19 protein-coding genes are annotated in these 16,412 nt (G+C 69.1%); 7 read left to right on the forward strand and 12 right to left on the reverse strand.

Annotated elements, in window-relative coordinates:
* Positions 1-8 precede the first annotated feature (8 nt).
* From ACQGNW_RS00695 to ACQGNW_RS00715, 5 genes are all read right to left on the reverse strand, one after another.
* Positions 9-503 (reverse strand): DinB family protein, encoded by a 495-nt coding sequence (locus tag ACQGNW_RS00695; protein WP_426661144.1) that lies wholly within the window; start codon positions 501-503, stop codon positions 9-11.
* Positions 493-1,944 (reverse strand): protoporphyrinogen oxidase, encoded by a 1,452-nt coding sequence (gene hemG / locus ACQGNW_RS00700; RefSeq protein ID WP_426661145.1) that lies wholly within the window; start codon positions 1,942-1,944, stop codon positions 493-495. Before hemG ends, ACQGNW_RS00695 begins: the two co-directional genes overlap by 11 nt.
* Positions 1,941-2,891, reverse strand: a complete 951-nt coding sequence (gene hemH / locus ACQGNW_RS00705) for a ferrochelatase (protein WP_426661146.1) — start codon at positions 2,889-2,891, stop codon at positions 1,941-1,943. Before hemH ends, hemG begins: the two co-directional genes overlap by 4 nt.
* A 484-nt stretch (positions 2,892-3,375) precedes the next feature.
* On the reverse strand, positions 3,376-3,930 hold the full coding sequence (locus ACQGNW_RS00710; RefSeq protein WP_426661147.1) for a YaeQ family protein: 555 nt from the start codon (positions 3,928-3,930) through the stop codon (positions 3,376-3,378).
* Between the two features lie 305 nt (positions 3,931-4,235).
* Complete coding sequence (locus ACQGNW_RS00715; RefSeq protein WP_426661148.1) at positions 4,236-4,775, reverse strand: hypothetical protein; 540 nt, start codon at positions 4,773-4,775, stop codon at positions 4,236-4,238.
* Positions 4,776-5,063: 288 nt separating this feature from the next.
* Here ACQGNW_RS00715 and ACQGNW_RS00720 point away from each other — a divergent pair, with 288 nt between their 5' ends.
* The 4 genes from ACQGNW_RS00720 to ACQGNW_RS00735 all read left to right on the forward strand — a co-directional run bounded on the left by ACQGNW_RS00720 (position 5,064) and on the right by ACQGNW_RS00735 (position 8,164).
* Positions 5,064-5,849, forward strand: a complete 786-nt coding sequence (locus ACQGNW_RS00720; RefSeq protein ID WP_426661149.1) for a lysozyme inhibitor LprI family protein — start codon at positions 5,064-5,066, stop codon at positions 5,847-5,849.
* Positions 5,850-6,212: 363 nt separating this feature from the next.
* Positions 6,213-6,779, forward strand: coding sequence for a hypothetical protein (locus tag ACQGNW_RS00725; RefSeq protein ID WP_426661150.1), 567 nt, complete (start codon positions 6,213-6,215; stop codon positions 6,777-6,779).
* Between the two features lie 232 nt (positions 6,780-7,011).
* Positions 7,012-7,620, forward strand: a complete 609-nt coding sequence (locus tag ACQGNW_RS00730; protein WP_426661151.1) for a YceI family protein — start codon at positions 7,012-7,014, stop codon at positions 7,618-7,620.
* Between the two features lie 133 nt (positions 7,621-7,753).
* Positions 7,754-8,164: a VOC family protein gene (locus ACQGNW_RS00735; protein ID WP_426661152.1), complete on the forward strand. Its 411-nt coding sequence runs from the start codon at positions 7,754-7,756 to the stop codon at positions 8,162-8,164.
* 134 nt (positions 8,165-8,298) lie between these two features.
* Here the strand turns inward: ACQGNW_RS00735 and ACQGNW_RS00740 are convergent, their stop codons facing one another.
* The gene (locus ACQGNW_RS00740) at positions 8,299-8,658 is read right to left on the reverse strand and encodes a GYD domain-containing protein (protein ID WP_426661153.1); all 360 of its coding nucleotides are present in this window, start codon (positions 8,656-8,658) and stop codon (positions 8,299-8,301) included.
* 219 nt (positions 8,659-8,877) lie between these two features.
* Positions 8,878-9,807, reverse strand: a complete 930-nt coding sequence (locus ACQGNW_RS00745; RefSeq protein ID WP_426661154.1) for a LysR family transcriptional regulator — start codon at positions 9,805-9,807, stop codon at positions 8,878-8,880.
* 111 nt (positions 9,808-9,918) lie between these two features.
* On the opposite strand from ACQGNW_RS00745, the gene ACQGNW_RS00750 reads away from it, so the two are divergent.
* Together ACQGNW_RS00750 and ACQGNW_RS00755 are read left to right on the forward strand one after the other, a co-directional pair.
* On the forward strand, positions 9,919-10,794 hold the full coding sequence (locus ACQGNW_RS00750; RefSeq protein WP_426661155.1) for an aldo/keto reductase family oxidoreductase: 876 nt from the start codon (positions 9,919-9,921) through the stop codon (positions 10,792-10,794).
* Positions 10,795-10,869: 75 nt separating this feature from the next.
* A complete protein-coding gene (locus ACQGNW_RS00755) occupies positions 10,870-12,009 on the forward strand; it encodes an MBL fold metallo-hydrolase (protein WP_426661156.1) in 1,140 nt (379 codons plus the stop codon).
* 18 nt (positions 12,010-12,027) lie between these two features.
* On the opposite strand, the gene ACQGNW_RS00760 is transcribed toward ACQGNW_RS00755, so the two are convergent.
* From ACQGNW_RS00760 to ACQGNW_RS00775, 4 genes are all read right to left on the reverse strand, one after another.
* The gene (locus ACQGNW_RS00760; protein WP_426661157.1) at positions 12,028-12,678 is read right to left on the reverse strand and encodes a glutathione S-transferase family protein; all 651 of its coding nucleotides are present in this window, start codon (positions 12,676-12,678) and stop codon (positions 12,028-12,030) included.
* A gap of 141 nt (positions 12,679-12,819) precedes the next feature.
* The gene (locus tag ACQGNW_RS00765) at positions 12,820-13,167 is read right to left on the reverse strand and encodes a YciI family protein (RefSeq protein WP_426661158.1); all 348 of its coding nucleotides are present in this window, start codon (positions 13,165-13,167) and stop codon (positions 12,820-12,822) included.
* A 158-nt stretch (positions 13,168-13,325) separates the two neighbouring features.
* A complete protein-coding gene (locus tag ACQGNW_RS00770) occupies positions 13,326-13,805 on the reverse strand; it encodes a VOC family protein (RefSeq protein ID WP_426661159.1) in 480 nt (159 codons plus the stop codon).
* A gap of 42 nt (positions 13,806-13,847) precedes the next feature.
* Positions 13,848-14,291, reverse strand: coding sequence for an SRPBCC family protein (locus ACQGNW_RS00775; protein WP_426661160.1), 444 nt, complete (start codon positions 14,289-14,291; stop codon positions 13,848-13,850).
* 707 nt (positions 14,292-14,998) lie between these two features.
* Between ACQGNW_RS00775 and ACQGNW_RS00780 the strand changes: the two genes are divergently transcribed.
* On the forward strand, positions 14,999-15,382 hold the full coding sequence (locus tag ACQGNW_RS00780) for a carboxypeptidase-like regulatory domain-containing protein (RefSeq protein ID WP_426661161.1): 384 nt from the start codon (positions 14,999-15,001) through the stop codon (positions 15,380-15,382).
* Between the two features lie 126 nt (positions 15,383-15,508).
* Here ACQGNW_RS00780 and ACQGNW_RS00785 read toward each other — a convergent pair whose 3' ends face one another.
* Positions 15,509-16,348, reverse strand: coding sequence for an NAD-dependent protein deacetylase (locus ACQGNW_RS00785; RefSeq protein WP_426661162.1), 840 nt, complete (start codon positions 16,346-16,348; stop codon positions 15,509-15,511).
* Between the last annotated feature and the right edge of the window lie 64 nt (positions 16,349-16,412).

The following is a 16,412-nucleotide window of genomic DNA, read 5'->3' on the forward strand; positions in this document are numbered from 1 at the left end:
TTCCGTGGTCAGGCGGTGGCTCGCAGCGATTGCTTGATGGCTGCAATCTGCTTGCCGTGGAGTTCGTCGTGGATCCAGATGGTGTCGAGCAGGTTCTTCAGGCTGACCCGGCCGAACGGCGGGTGCTCCGTCGATCGCTCGGCCAGGACGCGTTCGTGGGTCTCGTTGAACACCGACTGCAGGTCGCGGAAGCGCGACTCTTCCAGCAGGCGGATCAGCTCCGCCGTGGAGAAGTGCCCGCCGGCGGTGGCGGCGTGGCTGCAGCGTTGCTGCAGGCAGGCGGCGAGAAACGACGGGTCCTTTTCCTCGACGCGTTCGCTGCGCGACTGCAGTGCATCGAGGACCAGTGCGGCGGTCGCCCGCTCGCTCGCCTGCAGGTGATGCGCGAGCTGGCCGATGGAGAGTCCGCCCGCCGGTGGTGTCGCGTTCAATTGTTCGTCCGTCAGGCCGTCGAGGCTGTCCAGCAGCGCCTTGCGGGCCCGGCCCAGGTTTTCAATCAACATGGAGTGCCTCTCGTGATTCCAGCAGGTTGCGTTGCCCCAGGTGGTCGACCAGGTCGTGGGCGGCCTGTTCGCCTTGTCGAATGCAGTCCGGCAGGCCCACGCCGCCGTAGGAAGCCCCGGCCAGGAACACGCCCGGGAACGTGGCGGCCATGGCCTTGCGGGTCTGCTCCAGGCGCTCGAGATGGCCGACTGCGTACTGCGGCATCGCATGCTTCCAGCGGGTCACCTGGCAGAAGGCGGGGGTTTCGCGCAGCGCGGTGATCCGCCGCAGGTCGGCCATCACGGCGTCGACGATGGCGGCGTCGGAGGCGTCGACCAGCTGCGCGTCATGTGCGCCGCCGATATAGCAGCGCAGCAGCGCCGCGCCGCGCGGGGCCACGTGCGGCCATTTCAGATGCGCCCAGGTGCAGGCGGTGATCGCGTGGCCGGAGCCGCGCGGCACGACGAAGCCGGTGCCGTCCAGCGACGGCCCGGTGATGCCTTGCGGAAACGCCATCACGACATTGGCGACCGACGTCGACAGGGTCGGCAGTAGCGGTGGGATGGTGTTCCTGGCCGCAGGCAACAGCTCGGCCGCGGCGGCGTCCGGTACGGCCAGCACGATTGCGTGCGCGTCCAGCGAACGCCCGTCTTCCAGCTCCAGGCGGTAGTGCCCGCCCTGTCGGCGAATGGCCTTGGCGGGGCTGCCCTTGAGGATCGCGCACGCCGTCAGCCGCTGTTCGAGCCGCGCGGTCAGCGCTTGCAGGCCCGTCCTGAAGGTGAGGAACTGCCCGCGGCTCTGGCCGGCGGGGGCCGGTTTCGCGTGGTCGTAGAGGTCGCCCATCGCGCGGATCAGGCTGCGCTGGTTCCGGCCCCGCTGATGGATCCGCGGGAACAGCGCCTGCAGGCTGTACCGGTTGACGTCGCCGGCGTAGATGCCCGACAGCAGCGGTTCGATCAGGCGGTCCACGATCTGGTTGCCCAGCCGCCTGCGGAAGAAGTCGCCGGCCGGCTGGTCGCCGTCGATGTCCCCGCCGCGCGCGAACAGGTCCAGGGCCACGCGCAGCTTGCCCGCCGGGGAGAGCAGCGGTGACCTGAGCAGCGGCCCCAGCCGGACCGGAATGCCCATCATCGTGCCGGCGGGGATCGGGTACAGGCGATCGCCTCGCGCGATGAAGGCCTGGCCGGTGTGGTTGCGGACCAGCTCGTCTTCCAGGCCGAGATCGCGTACGAGCTGGTAGGTGCCGGGCTTGCTCGCCACGAAGGAGTCCGGGCCGTGTTCGATCAGGAAGCCGTCGCGGGTGGACGTCCGGATCTTGCCGCCGAGCCGGGGTTCCGACTCCAGCAGCGCCAGCCGGGGCGCCATGCCCTGGTCGCCCAGCCGGCGCTGCAGATGGAAGGCGGCGGCGAGCCCGGTCATGCCGCCGCCGACGATGACGGCGTGCAGCGGTTCCGCGCTCATGCGGGCACGCCCATCGCCTGCGCCATCGCGTCCATCGCCGCCTCGGCCAGGCCGTCGATGAACAGGGGGGCGGCGTTCGGCATGGCGGGGCGGATATAGCGGCCCCCCAATGCATTCACCACGGCCCGGCATTCGATATCCAGGTCGTAGAGCACCTCGAGGTGATCGGCGACGAATCCGGTCGGGCAATAAACGAAGGTGCGATAACCGCCGCGATGGTACAGATCACGGGTCAATTCCCGGATATCCGGGCCGTGCCAATCGTCCGTGGTTTTGCCGGCGCTTTGCCATGCCGTCTCATAATGTGTAAACGGCACCGCCCGCGCGATGGATTGCGCGCTTTCTTCCAGCTGGCGCCGGTAATGCCCAGTCGCGCCTGGCATGCTTTTCGGCAAGCTGTGCGCGGAGAAAACCACGGCCGTCGTGCGGATGTCGTTTGCGGGAATGGTGGCCAAGGCCGCGGCGATTTGTCCGACCCAGTAGCGGATGAATTTCTGCTGTCGGTACCAACCGGACACGGGCACTATCGCGGGGCCGCCCAGCCGCGTGGCGGCCGCCTGCGCACGCGCGTGATAGTCCTGCACGCTGGCGTTGCCGTCGTACGGCGCCAGCGCCACGGCGAGGGCCTGCGTGATGCCATCCCGATGCATCGCGGCGACGGCATCCTCGATGAACGGCTCCGCATGTTTCAGGCCGAGGTATGGCTTGAACGACAGCTCGCCGCCGCGGGCGTTCAGGGTTGCCGCCAGCGCGTCCGCCTGCGCCGTCGTGATGCGGGCCAGCGGCGACATGCCGCCGATGAGCCGATAGCGATCCCTGAGATCCTGCAGCAATGCGTCGGAGGGTGTTTGCCCGTGGCGGATATGGGTATAGAAGGCAGCGATGGCGTCGGGAGTGGGCGGCGTACCGTACGCCATGACCAGCAGCCCGATGGTTTGTTGCGGCATGGCGTCGCTTTCCTCGCGGCAGCGTCTTGCGACCGCATGGGCATTGCGTAAATCCCATGCTTCGTGGTTTGTCTGGATAATCCGGTATTGTGTAACGCAGCTATTTGGCGAAAGCCCGGATTCATATTGGATGCGCCTTGACGCGGGCGCACTGACTCGATGGCGAATTGATGCGCCACATGGACAAGATCAAATGTGATGCAGCCGAATTCGGGCTGCGTCGTTTTCGGGTTCCCTGAAAACCGCATCTTTATATCGTCGGGCCATATGGGCCGCACTGATGCAGGTCAATCGTGGAAAAAAGGCGCCGGCGGCCGTGCCCGGCGGCGGCAGGGACCCGGGGCGCGGGAGCCATGCGCCGGTCGAATGCCGGCGAAACGTTGGGTCGTGGCTTGCGCCATGGCGCGGAAGCCATCGCGGCCGAACGTGCGTTGCCGCTGGATGTCGGTGCGGGGCTGCGCGCGCGGGAGTGCGTTGGCCGGGATCAGGCGGCGGCGTAGTCGCCCATGCGGATATCGGGACGGATCGGCAGCGCGAGGTCGCCGGCGATGAGCTGCAGTTCGCCATCCTGGATCAGGCATTGCAGGCGCATGGCGCGCTCGCACAGGGCGGCCAGCGGCTGCAGGTCGGCCGGGGCGATGGCGAGCACGCTGAGGTTGTCGTGGCGCGCGAGCGTGCCGGCGATCCTGCTCCACCACACGTCGATAGCCTGGCCGCCATAGGCCAGCACCACGACGCGCCGCGACTGGTTGCAGGCCTTGCGCAGGCGCGTTTCGTCCGGCAGGCCGACGTCGATCCACAGCTCGATCTCGCCGGTATAGGCCTTGCGCCACAGCGCCGGTTCGTCGGTGTCGCTGAGCCCCTTGCCGAACTCCAGCCGCTCGTCGGCATACAGGGCGAATGCAAGCAGGCGCACCATCAGGCGTTCCTCGGTTTCCGACGGATGCCGCGCGAGGGTCAGCGCATGGGTGGCGTAGTAGTGGCGATCCATGTCGCTGATCGACAGCTCGGCCTTGTGGATGGTGGCGGTGAGGGCCATGGGCGTGTTGGCTGGGAGGTGAGCCGGCCATTCTACGTGGCGTTGCCCCATGGGGTGACGAAGGGGGCGTACAACCGCGTGGGCGGCCGGAACATGAGTCGAATCCTCGAACAGGAAACAGCTTGCGCCAGGGAGGGTCCGATCAATCGGCATCCGGCTCGTCATTCCTGCGAAGGCAGGAAGAGCTTCACAACAGCGAAGCTGGCCATCCGGTGCCTTTGCGTTCGATGGCCTGCAGACGCTGGGCCCCGGCGTTCGCTGGGATGACGAGAAAACCGGAGTTCCCCAGGTCCGCCTGATGGCGACTACTGGTAGACGCGCGTCACGACATACTTGCCGGCATTTTCGCCGGTTGGCTTGTATGCCTGCTCGAAATAATCGAGCAAGGGATCGCTGGCTATTCCTGAAACAGGTGCATGGGTTGCGGTGAAATAACCGACCGCCGTCGAACCGGTTTTCGACGGACATGTTTGCAATGCGGCTGATGCCGTTGCCGCCGGCGACTCCGTCGGGGCGGCGGGCTCTACCGTGCATGTGGGCGCCACAACGGCGCCATGGAACTCGACGGTTTCGCTGCCGGCCCATGCCGCTGGCGCCACCAGCGCCAGCATGGCGGCAATTTCGGTCAGGACGTGATTCGTTGCGCTGGTCATTTGAAGCCTCGCTTCCATCGATGGACCGTTCAAATGGGGTGGCCTTTCTTCCTTCTGTGGCGTGCCGATGGTTGCCTGCGTGCTTCTTGACGAAATGATCTCGATCACATGCAAGACAGATCGGTATGCTCCGATATCTCGATAATGTGAGGTGGTGGGCATCCATACCGGCTCCGGCTGCAGGACGACCATCGGTACGTATGCGTGCGGGGCGCATCGGGCGTCGGGCGGCGCCTTGCCAAGCTAATGCCGGCAGCGGTGCCGGTCTGTGTCGTGCGGAAAGCAGGGCAGGCGGTTGTTGCCACGCGGGACGATATGCTGGGGGATGCCGGGAGGGTGGAGTCGCGGTTGCCGGGCCATGCGCTCAGGTTTACGCAGGGCATCGGAATCGCATTGCCCGGCCTCGCCGCGACTCGCCGCAGGAGCAGGGCGCAGCGGGCAGCATGAAAGTGAACCCGACCCCGTCTGACCGGAGCCCGCATGCCCCGCATCCCTCCCTCATCGCTGCTGCGCCGACTCGCCCTGCCGCTGGGCTGCGTCGTCGGATGGGCGGCGCTCGCCAGCTCGCCCTCGCCACTGCAAGGCCGCTGGGAGGTGGTCCAGGTGGCGGTCGATCATCGCGACCAGCCGCACTGGCTGTATTTTCCGGACGACCCGCGCCTGCTCGGGCGCCAGCTGGACATCGGCAGCGACGGCATCCGCCTCGACGACGGTTCGCGCCCTTGCCTGAAACCGGCGATGACTGCGCTGCGGGGCGGCACACTGCAGCACTTCATCGGCGCGCGTTACCCGCGGCCTGCGGCGTTCGCCACGCCAGCGCGGCCCACACTCGCGGACTTCGGCCTCAAGCTGGCCGACGTGCCCGTCGCGCCGCTGCAGGTGGCCTGCACGCCGGGTGACTCGCCCTGGAACGGTGCCTGGTTCGTGGCGCTGTCCGCCGACCGCCTGCTGACCAACTACGACAACAATGGCTACGTGCTGATTCTGCGCAGGCGCGGCAAGCACGATCCGGTGCGGGCATCGTTCGCCTGTGCGAAGTCGCGTGGCGCCACGGAGCAGGCGATCTGCTCCTCGGCCACGCTGGCCGGCTACGACCGCAGCGTGGCCGCCGCCTACCGCTTCGCGCTGCGGCGGGCGGGCGACGAGGCTCGGACGATCCGGCAGGCGCAACGAGACTGGATCGTTGCCCGCAACGCCTGTGGTGCCGACGCCGACTGTCTCGGCAGGAGCATGCGCGAGCGCCTCGAACAGCTGATGCAGCCGTGACGACCGCGGGCGGTACCGCCCGCATCGGGTGCAAGCCCAGGGCGGGGCCGGCAAAAGGCGCCAGGGGCGTTTCGGGTCTGACTGCGTGGAGTTCAAACCGGCGCTGACACGGTTTTCAAGTGGTCATGCCAAGCCTCGCGCAGGTGGTTATTCGCGCCAGCCAGTGCGGAACCTAAGGTGCGAAGCCAGCCGCACCGCGGCGGCAGCCGGCGGTGCGCCAGGCGGGGTGACGCATGCGGTGTCGCGGCGTGTGCCTCCCGTTGCCGTCGACCCGCCACCCACGGAGCGCCCACCATGAAGTCGTCCTGCCGGAATACCCGCGCCTGTCTCCTGGCTGCTCTGCTGCTGGCATGCAGCGCGCCCATGCGGGCCTCTGCCGCCACGCCTGCGCCGGGGGATGCGGCAACCCCTCCCGGTTACACGCTGGCGTACACCGGCAGTCCGCACGATTTCGACTATTTCCAGGGCGCCTGGACCACGGAGCAACACCGCCTGCTCAACCGCGGGACGGGCGGCAAGGGGCCCTGGGAAACGTTCCCGGCCACGCTGTGCATGACCGAGTACCTCGACGGCAGGGCCACGGTGGACGAGCTGTACTTTCCGACCAAGGGCTGGGCCGGGCTGACCCTGCGGCTGTTCGATCCCGCCAGGAAGCAATGGTCGATCTACTGGGTGAGCAGTGCCGACGGCAAGCTGGGGCCACCCGTGTTCGGCGGCTTCCACGGCAAGCAGGGCGAGTTCTACGGCGAGGACCACGACCAGGGGCGGCCGGTGAAGGTGCGCTTCCTGTGGACCGAGCTCGATCACGATCACGCCCGCTGGGAGCAGGCGTTCTCCTACGACAATCGCACCTGGGAAACGAACTGGACCGCGGATTTCGTGCGCGCCAACCCGGCCGGCACCTGCACGCGGGGCCACCCGAAGCGCTGATCGCCGACCGGGCCGCTTGCCTGGCCATCCACCCGGAATCCGGAACGCGCCCGGGCTGCGGAGACCGGCGCAGTCATCATCTGCCGCGGCACGCGACGCACCTGCCCGCCGAGAGTGAACCCGGCCCCGTCGTGGGCGGCGTGTCGATCCGCCGCCTCGCCATTCGTCGCAACTCCGAGGCGGGCATCCGGCCAGCCACGACCAACCGCGCCAACGTCACGGAGAACCCGCCATGCGCCTTCCCACACCCACGCTCGCGCTGCTGCTGGCGGCCGTTCCGGCCATGGCAGCGGCCACGCCGCTGCATTTCACCCTCGATCCGGACCACACGTATCCCAGCTTCGAGGCCGATCACATGGGCCTGTCGATCTGGCGCGGCAAGTTCGACCACAGCACCGGCACCGCCACGCTCGATGCGGCGGCGAGGACCGGCACGGTGGATGTCACCGTCGACATCGCCAGCATCGACTTCGGCAACCCCGCGCTGGACAAGGTGATGCTGGACGCCAAGGCGCCGATGTGCCAGAGCGAGTGCGGCACCTTCTTCGTGGAGAAATATCCGACGGCGCGCTATCGCGGCAGGCTCGCGGATTTCGTCGACGGCGCGCCGACCAAGGCCATCGGCACGTTGATGATGCACGGGGTGACCAGGCCGCTGACGCTGGCCATCGACCGGTTCAAGTGCCTCCCCGATTTCATGCTCAAGCCGCGGCTGCGCTGCGGCGCCGATGCGCTGGGAACGTTCCAGCGCGACGCGTTCGGACTCGACGGCGGCAAGTCGTTCGGCATGGACATGAAGGTGACCCTGCGCATCCAGGTCGAAGCGGTGCAGGACAAATGAAACCCGTCGCGCGTGGCCGGCCCCGACGCCCCCTTCCTGGCGGCGTCCGCCTGACGCGGACAGGACGACGCCGGCAGGGAGGCCGGTGGGCTGCGCCGCCCATCCTCGCCACCAGCCAACCGGGGAGACAGTCGTGAGCCGACGCATCTTCATCAATCTTCCGGTCGCCGACCTGCCGAGGTCCGTCGCCTTCTTCACGGCACCGGGCTTCGCGCCCAACGCGCAGTTCGCCGACCACGCCGGCGCGTGCTTCGACATCAGCGACACGATCACGCTGATGCTGCTCACGCACGCCAGGTTCCGCGACTTCACGCCCAGGGCCGTCTGCGACACCGGCAAGGCGGTCGAGGTGCTGCTCTCGCTCAGCTGCGAAAGCCGCGAGGAAGTCGACAGCCTCGTCGCCAAGGCCCTGGCCGCAGGCGGTTCGACCCACGACGAGCCCGAGGACTTCGGCTTCATGTACACGCACGGCTTCGTCGACCCGGACGGCCATGGCTGGGGATTGCTCCACATGAGCGCGATGCCGGAACAGCGGGCGGGATGACCCCATCCAACGCGGGCGCTTGGGAAAATCCGCCCGGATCGCCGCCTTTGGTGCTTCGGCGCAGCGGGGAGATGTCAGGCGCTTCACCGCTGGTTGCAGCCCTCCCGGCGACGCCGGGAGGGTGCCGGTGGGATTCAATGCGCCGCGTGCGGGCGCTTCCCGGCCTCGGCCTGTGGTCCGCGGAAGCCGGCGGCGATCGGGCCGGCGCGGGTGAAGGTCTCGACCATGGCCGACGAGGGCAGGGCGAGCTGGGTCCTCAGGTCGGTGACTTCGCCGGAGGCGGCCGCGGCGATGGTGGAGGTGGCCACGCCTTCGCTCGGCCCCTCGGAAACGATCAGGAAGTCGTAGTCGCCGAAGGTCAGGTAGTAGCCGAGCAGCTTGCCACCCGAGGCGGCGAACAGCTTCTCGACCTGCTTGGAACGGTCCTCCGGATGGCTGAGCAGTCCGCGCATGGCTTCGGCCGTGAAGCGGCCCTGGGTGATGAAGGTAGGCATCGCCGTGCTCCTGCAGGGTGGGGCAGTCGATATTCCCACCCGCGTCCGGGCGGATTTTGATGCAGATCAACAGGCGGGTACCTGCTTTTCGGCAGGGCCGGGGAACAACTGGTGCGGGAGCATCGACCCTGGCGGCGACATGGTGAGCCCAGTTCGATCACCGGGCCAGGCGCGTCGAAGGTGCGATTCGCGGCCTCCAGCACCGCCCCGGGACGGACGTCAACGAGGCTTGCGGAGTTCCTGCTTCGCTTTTCCGCCGGCCCTCACGAAATCCACGAACGCACGCAGCGGCGCGGGCAGGTGCCTGCGGCCGGGGTAGTAGAGGTAGGGGCCGCTGAAGGGCTGCCACCATGGCTTGAGCAGGGGCACCAGCGCGCCGCTGTCCAGGTGCGGCTGCAGCCAGGCTTCGAACAGGTGGATGATGCCGAGGCCGTCCAGCGCGGCGGCGATCTTGAGGTCCACCGCGGCGCCCAGGCGCACCAGCAGGGGGCCGCTGGGGTCCACGCGCACGATCTCGCCCTTGCGCTCGAATTCCCAGGCGGGGATGGCGCCGCTGGCGAACTGCCCGCGCAGGCAGGCGTGCTGCAGCAGGTCGCGCGGGTGCCGCGGGCGTCCATGCGCCTCCAGGTAGGCGGGCGACGCGGCGGTGGCCATGCGCTGCACGCGCGGGCCGATCGGCACGGCGATCATGTCCTTCTCCAGCCGCTCGTCGTAGCGGATGCCGGCGTCGCAGCCGGCCGCCAGCACGTCCACGAAGCTGTCCTCCACGATCACCTCCAGGCGGATCTCCGGGTAGGCCTCGAGGAACGGCGTGACGATGGCGGGCAGCACCAGCCGGGCCGCGGCGGTTGGCACGTTGAGCCGCAGCGTGCCGGCGGGGCGGTCGCGGTAGTGGTTCACCACGTCCAGTGCGCTGCGCACTTCGCCCAGCGCGGGCGACAGCCGCTCGGCCAGGCGCTGGCCCGCCTCGGTGGGGGCGACGTGGCGCGTGGTGCGGTGGAGCAGGCGCACGCCCAGGTGTGCTTCCAGCCGGCGCACGCTCTCGCTGAGCCGCGAAGCCGACACGCCGCTGCTGCGCGCGCCTTCGCGGAAGCCGCCGGCGCGCACCACGGCAAGGAAGGCGAAGAGATCCCGCAGGTCGTTGTCCATTGTCCGGATTCCCGCACGGCCCGTGCCGATTGCACGGGATTATCGGCCAGATGCGCGTGGCGTACAGTGCAGACCCTGGCGCCGACCGGTTGCCTGAGCCTGGAGACGATGATGAGCAAGCCGACGAACGCGGGCACCTTCGCCCTGGGCCGCCGCACGGTGAACCGCATGGGCTACGGCGCCATGCAGCTGGCCGGCCCGGGCGTGTTCGGCCCGCCGAAGGACCCTGCCGCCGCCGTGGCGGTGCTGCGCGAAGCGGTGGAGCGCGGGGTGAACCACATCGACACCAGCGACTTCTACGGGCCACACGTGACCAACCGGCTCATCCGCGAGGCGCTGCACCCGTATCACGACGAGCTCACCCTCGTGACCAAGGTCGGCGCGGTGCGCGGCGCCGACGCCTCGTGGAAGCCGGCGCAGAGTCCGGCCGAACTGACTTCCGCCGTGCACGACAACCTGCGCAACCTCGGCGTGGACGCATTGGACGTGGTGAACCTGCGCGTGATGGGCAGCGTGCATGCGCCGTCCGAGGGCACGATCGCGCCGCAGTTCACCGCGCTGGCGGAGCTGCAGCAGCGTGGCCTGATCCGCCACCTCGGCCTCAGCAACGTCACCGTGATGCAGGTGGCCGAGGCGCAGCGCATCGCGGAGGTGGTCTGCGTGCAGAACCACTACAACCTCGTGCACCGCGCGGACGATGCGCTGATCGACCTGCTCGCTGCGCAGGGCATCGCCTACGTGCCGTTCTTCCCGCTGGGCGGCTTCACGCCGCTGCAGTCGGACCGGCTGGCGGACGTGGCCGGCCGCCTCGGCGCCACGCCGATGCAGGTGGCGCTGGCCTGGCTGCACGCGAGGGCGCCGAACATCCTGCTGATTCCCGGCACCTCGTCGCTGACGCATCTGCGCGAGAACCTCGCGGCGGCGGCGCTGCGCCTTGAGCCGGCGGTGATGGCGGAGCTGGATGCGGTCGGCCTGCAGGCGGCCTGACCGCACGCCCTTGGTCCCGGCGTGCCGCGTCCCCATGCTTTCGTGGACCTGGCCGGCGACGACGGAGTGCACAGCATGAAATCCTTCGGCAAAGCGCCGCAGGGCGAACGGTGGGAGCGCCTGCGCGACCTGCCGCTGTGGGACGGCGAGCGCCTGCGCAACATCCATCCGGTGCTGCCCGGCCTGCGCGATCCGCAGGCCACGCGGCCGACGCTGCGCGAGCTCCTGCGCGGCGACGACGGCCGCACGCCGCCGCAGCCGTTGCCTTCGCATGACCCGCGCGAGGCGTGGTTGCGCAAGCCCGCCAGCGGGCTGCGCGCCACCTGGCTGGGCCACTCCACGGTGCTGCTGGAGATCGACGGCTGGCGCGTGCTCACCGATCCGGTGTGGGGCCAGCGCGCCTCGCCGTTTGCGCTGCTGGGGCCGAAGCGTTTCCAGCCGGTGCCGGTCGGCTTGCGCGACCTGCCCGCGGTCGATGCCGTGGTCATCTCGCATGACCACTACGATCACCTGGACTATCCGACGATCCGCGCGCTCGCGAAGTCGAACGTGCCGTTCGTCACCTCGCTCGGCGTCGGCGCCCACCTCGAAAGCTGGGGCATCGAAGCCTCGCGCATCACCGAGCTGGTGTGGTGGCAGAGCCATCGCATACCCGGCACCGGCCTCACCGTCACCGCCGCGCCGTCGCAGCATTTCTCCGGCCGCGGCCTCAAGGACCGCAACCAGACGCTGTGGTCGTCGATGGTGATGGCCGGCGAGCGCCACCGCGTGTTCTTCAGCGGCGACACCGGGCTCACCACGGAGTACGTATCCATCCGCGAGCGGCTCGGCCCGTTCGACCTGGTGATGCTCGAGGTCGGCGCGTTCCATCCCGCGTGGGGCGACATCCACCTGGGCCCCGCCAACGCGCTGGCGGCGCATCGCCTGCTCGGCGGCGGCGTGCTGATGCCGGTGCACTGGGGCACGTTCGCGCTGGCCACGCACGCCTGGGACGCGCCGGTCGAGGAGCTGCTCGCGCTGGCCGATCCCGACCGCACCGCGCTGCTGCTGCCGCGCCTCGGCGAGCCGGCCGAACCCGGTGAGCGCCGCGATGTGCAGCCGTGGTGGCGCCGCGGCCACGCCGTCGGCGAGCAGCGGCCCGCGATCCAGCCCGAAGCGCCGGAGGCCACCGCCAGCGGCCCGGCTGGCGAGCCGTTGCCCTGGCCGCTGGATTGAGCGGCATGCCCTCGCCGGTCAGCCGGGCGGCTGGCCGGTGAACACCGCAAGCTGGGCGGCGAAGGCGCGCTTGAAGGCCGGCCGTGCCTCGGCGCGCGCGACGTAGGCGGCGAGGTTCGGGTATTCGCCCAGCATGCCCGAGGGTTTCAGCCGCTGCAGCGTGTGCACCATCATGAGATCGCCCACGCTGAATGCGCCGTCGAGCCAGTCGGCATCGCCAAGGCGGACGGCGAGCTCGCCCAGTCGGTAGCGGATGCGCTCCTTGATGAGCGGCAGGCGTTCCGCGGTCCAGGGCTTGTCGCTTTCCGCGAACTTCGCGGTCTGCAGTTCGAGGATGGGCGGTTCCATCGTGTTGAGCGCGGCGAACATCCAGGCGATCGCGCGTGCCCTTGCATGCGGCTCGTCCGGCAGCAGACCCGCGTGGTGCTGTGCGATATGGAACACGATGGCGCCGGACTCGAACAGCACCAGCCCGTCCTCCTCGTAGGTGGGGATCTGGCCGAACGGGTGCAGCGCGCGATGCGCGGGTTCCTTCATGGCCTTGAACGAAAGAAGGCGCACCTCGTAAGGCTGGCCGGCCTCTTCCAGCGCCCAGCGCACGCGCATGTCGCGCGCGAGTCCCTGGCCGCGGTCGGGCGAGCTGTCGAAGGCGGTGATGGTGGGGATCATGGGAACTCCGGATGGCCGGTTGACGATGGGCTTCGGCGGCATGATGCCCCTCTCCTGCGGGGAGAGGGGCGGTGCGTCGGAGTGGGCGTCAGGAACGAAAAGCTGCGAGGGTCCGGAAGCCGCCCCTGACGCCATTCTCTTTCATTCCTCCAGGGGGCGAACCTCGGATTCGCCTTCGAACCCGGGCCAATAGGTGCGGTGCAGCTCCATGAACTTCGTCGCCAGTTCGACGGCAGCGGCGTGCGTGGGCGCCTCTATCAGGGAATACCCGCCCACGACCTCCTTCGCCTCGCTGAAGGGACCGTCGGTCACGATCACCTTGCCACCGGTAAGGCGGACGCGCGTGGCCTTCACGAGTGGCTTCAGCCCCGCGCCGTCGATGAACATGCCCTTCTGCGCATATTCCGCGATGAATCCACCCATCGCCTCGAACAGGGCAGGCGGGACATCGCTGTGATCGTAGTCCGTGGGGTGCTTGATGAACATCATGTACCGCATTGCGTGTCGCTCCTTGGGGAATGAGGCTGGGGCCAGCCTGGTGGGTGGTGGCGTCGTGCTGCACCACCGGCACGACGAATGATGCCCGCCGGAATCGACATCGCAGCGGTGGGGAAATGGCGACTCCGGCCCGGCTTGAGGATGGGGCGTCAGCCGCGCCGCGCCGCCTCGATCGCCGCGATGTCGATCTTCGTCATCGTCATCATCGCGTCGAACGCGCGCCTGGACGCGGCGGGGTCGGGGTCGGCGATGGCGGCCATCAGCGCGCGCGGCGTGATCTGCCACGACAGGCCCCACTTGTCCTTGCACCAGCCGCAGGCGCTGGCCTGGCCGCCGTGGTCGATGATCGCGTGCCACAGGCGGTCGGTCTCGGCCTGGTCGTCGGTGGCTACCTGGAACGAGAACGCGTCGGTGTGCGGCACGCCGGGGCCGCCGTTGAGGCCCAGGCACGGGATGCCCATCACGGTGAACTCCACCGTCAGCACGTCGCCCTGCTTGCCTGCCGGGTAGTCGCCCGGCGCGCGGTAGACCGCGCCGACGGCGCTATCCGGGAAGGTGCTGGCGTAGAACGTGGCGGCTTCCAGCGCGGTGCCGTCGTACCAGAGGCAGATCGTGTTCTTGCTCGTCATCGGGGTTCTCCTGAAGCGGGGTGTGCCTGTGGCGCGGGCGACTCAGCCCGGGATCGTGGGTTCCACCAGGCGTTCCAGCAGGGTCAGCGATTCCTGCCAGCCGAGGTGGCACTGTTCGACGGGGATCATGTCGTGGATGCCGGCTTGCTCGATCTGCACTTCGGTGCCGCAGCTCACCGCGCGCAGGGCGATGGTGGTGAGCATGGTGCCGGGCAGGTTGGGGTCGTCGAAGCGGTCGTCGTGGACGATGCGCTCGTTCGGCACCAGTTCCAGATAGGTGCCGCCGAACCTGTGCGCGTTGCCGCTGCCGAAGTTGGCAAAGCTCATGCGGTAACGGCCACCCACGCGCGCGTCGAGCTCGTGCACGGTGCAGGTGAAGCCGTCCGGCGGCAGCCACTTGGCCAGCGCGGCGGGATCGAGGAAGGCGCGATAGACGCGCTCGGGCGGGGCGGTGAACACGCGCAGCAGGCGGACGGTGCCGGACATGGTGGATCTCCGATCGGGTGGTGGGGCGGGTCCTCATGATGGCGACGAACAGGCGGGCCGTGCATCGACACGGCGCGCGCAACGATTTTCCGGGCGGGCGCGTCGCGGTGGTGCGTGTCCGCGCCGCGTCCGCTGTCCGCTGCGAGTGTCCGCGGACGGATGGCTGCGGTGGGGCGATCACGTGGAAATGGCCTGGGAATGCGCTTTCCCGGGCCTCGGCCGCGTTGGCACGGTGCTTGCGATATCACTCTCGAAAGCTTCGTTTCCCCACTCGAGGAGAACCGCCATGAAATTCGAGACCCTGATGCTGCAGAGCCTGTTCACCGCGTGCATGCTGGTCTGCGTGCTGACCGTCGGCGGCATGCTGCTGGCGTGAGCGGACGGCAGCGGCGGCGCATCGCGCCGGCCGCTCTCGTCTTCGGCGCCTGATCTTCCGGGCGCATGCTTCCCTCCCGCGCTACGGTTGCCGATGTGCCATTCCGCATGCATGACCTCTTGCCCATGGGCGCGGATGTGTCGGGGCAGTAGTCTGCGCCCCGCCATCCGACGGAATGCGTTTGACGGATGGTCGCGGAGGATGCGCATCGGAAACACCCGGCACCTGCCGGTTGCGGACATTGCCGTCCGTCCCGTTTCACGGGCCTATCGCCAAACCCCTGGCAAGCCCGTGCTTTCCCCCACTGACATCCAATGGAAGTCCTCAAGTCATGAACAGCATTTTCTCGATCCACCCGGTTTCGCGTCGCCTCGCCAGGGGCCTGGTGCTGGCCGGCGTCGCCGGCGCATTCGCCTTGGCCGGGATTTCCACGGCCAGCGCGCAGTCCACCACCGGCTCGGTGTTCGGCAAGGCGCCGGCGGGCTATGCCGTTTCCGTCCACAGCAACACCACCGGCACCGGTCGCACGGTCCACGTGGATTCCACCGGCCGCTATTCCGCCAAGGCGCTGCCGGACGGCGTCTACACGGTCACGCTGAAGCAGGACGGCAAGGCCGTCGCCAGGCACCCGAACGTGCCGGTGACGGTGGGGCGCGGCGTCGAGGTGGATTTCGACTGCAGCAAGATCAACTGCGGCGGGAACGCGGACCAGTAATGCGATCCTGACGTCGGGACGGGTCGGCGTGCCGAGCGATGCGGCCGGCGGCCCGCCACCGGCACGATGCCGTCCGAGGAAAGGCCCGGTCGCCGCAAGGCGCCGGGCCTTTCTGCTGCGGCAGCTTCAGGTGCCGGTTGCGGCGGCCGCCGGCACGGGCGCGGACCGGTGCAGGAAGGCCAGCGCCTCCTCGCACGGCGCATCCACCTTCAGCGCGAGCAGCGCGTCGGCACGGGTGCGGCCCAGCGTGACGGCGGCGACGGGCCTGCCGGCCTGTGCGGCGGCGTGCGCGAAACGGTAGCCGGAGTACACCATCAGCGAGGAACCGACCACCAGCATCGCGTCGGCGTTGCGGCAGGCGCCCATCGCGGCGGCCACGCGTTCGCGCGGCACGTTCTCGCCGAAGAACACCACGTCGGGTTTCACGATGCCGCCGCAATGCGGGCAGGGCGGCACGTCGAAGCTGGCGAAGTCACGATGCTCCAGGTCGGCGTCGCCGTCCGGCGCATCGGCGGCGTCGAGTTGCGCCCAGGCAGGATTGCGTTCGACCAGCGCGAGCTGGAAATCCTGGCGCGGCGCGCGCCAGTCGCAGGCCATGCAGCGCACGGCGTCGAGCCGGCCGTGCAGGTCGACCACGCCGCTGTTGCCGGCGCGCTGGTGGAGGCCGTCCACGTTCTGCGTCACCAGCAGCTCGATCTTGCCCTGCCGTTCCAGCGCGGCCAGCGCGTGGTGCGTGGCGTTCGGCTGCGCGCGGCCAAAACGGCGCCAGCCCACCAGGCTGCGCGCCCAGTAGCGCTGGCGGGTGGCGCGCTCGCCCATGAAGGCGCTGTAGGTGACCGGCGGCGCGCGTTTCCACTGGCCGTCGCGGTCGCGGTAGTCGGGGATGCCGGAGGCGGTGCTGCAGCCCGCGCCGGTGAGCACGAACAGGCGCGGGTGGGCGGCGATGAAGGCTTGCAGCGGGGTCATGGGCAAGTGGCGGATGAGAGGTCGGGCCGGGTATCAACGATACTCCGTGCCCGGACCCTCATCC

Source organism: Rhodanobacter aciditrophus, assembly GCF_050026795.1.
Lineage (GTDB): Bacteria > Pseudomonadota > Gammaproteobacteria > Xanthomonadales > Rhodanobacteraceae > Rhodanobacter_A.

Coding starts and splice junctions, on each gene's coding strand:
- ACQGNW_RS00695 (WP_426661144.1), bottom strand. CDS start 503: ATGTTGATTGAAAACCTGGGCCGGGCCCGCAAGGCGCTGCTGGACAGC.
- hemG (WP_426661145.1), bottom strand. CDS start 1,944: ATGAGCGCGGAACCGCTGCACGCCGTCATCGTCGGCGGCGGCATGACC.
- hemH (WP_426661146.1), bottom strand. CDS start 2,891: ATGCCGCAACAAACCATCGGGCTGCTGGTCATGGCGTACGGTACGCCG.
- ACQGNW_RS00710 (WP_426661147.1), bottom strand. CDS start 3,930: ATGGCCCTCACCGCCACCATCCACAAGGCCGAGCTGTCGATCAGCGAC.
- ACQGNW_RS00715 (WP_426661148.1), bottom strand. CDS start 4,775: ATGGTCGTCCTGCAGCCGGAGCCGGTATGGATGCCCACCACCTCACAT.
- ACQGNW_RS00720 (WP_426661149.1), top strand. CDS start 5,064: ATGCCCCGCATCCCTCCCTCATCGCTGCTGCGCCGACTCGCCCTGCCG.
- ACQGNW_RS00725 (WP_426661150.1), top strand. CDS start 6,213: ATGCGGGCCTCTGCCGCCACGCCTGCGCCGGGGGATGCGGCAACCCCT.
- ACQGNW_RS00730 (WP_426661151.1), top strand. CDS start 7,012: ATGCGCCTTCCCACACCCACGCTCGCGCTGCTGCTGGCGGCCGTTCCG.
- ACQGNW_RS00740 (WP_426661153.1), bottom strand. CDS start 8,658: ATGCCTACCTTCATCACCCAGGGCCGCTTCACGGCCGAAGCCATGCGC.
- ACQGNW_RS00745 (WP_426661154.1), bottom strand. CDS start 9,807: ATGGACAACGACCTGCGGGATCTCTTCGCCTTCCTTGCCGTGGTGCGC.
- ACQGNW_RS00750 (WP_426661155.1), top strand. CDS start 9,919: ATGAGCAAGCCGACGAACGCGGGCACCTTCGCCCTGGGCCGCCGCACG.
- ACQGNW_RS00755 (WP_426661156.1), top strand. CDS start 10,870: ATGAAATCCTTCGGCAAAGCGCCGCAGGGCGAACGGTGGGAGCGCCTG.
- ACQGNW_RS00760 (WP_426661157.1), bottom strand. CDS start 12,678: ATGATCCCCACCATCACCGCCTTCGACAGCTCGCCCGACCGCGGCCAG.
- ACQGNW_RS00765 (WP_426661158.1), bottom strand. CDS start 13,167: ATGATGTTCATCAAGCACCCCACGGACTACGATCACAGCGATGTCCCG.
- ACQGNW_RS00770 (WP_426661159.1), bottom strand. CDS start 13,805: ATGACGAGCAAGAACACGATCTGCCTCTGGTACGACGGCACCGCGCTG.
- ACQGNW_RS00775 (WP_426661160.1), bottom strand. CDS start 14,291: ATGTCCGGCACCGTCCGCCTGCTGCGCGTGTTCACCGCCCCGCCCGAG.
- ACQGNW_RS00780 (WP_426661161.1), top strand. CDS start 14,999: ATGAACAGCATTTTCTCGATCCACCCGGTTTCGCGTCGCCTCGCCAGG.
- ACQGNW_RS00785 (WP_426661162.1), bottom strand. CDS start 16,348: ATGACCCCGCTGCAAGCCTTCATCGCCGCCCACCCGCGCCTGTTCGTG.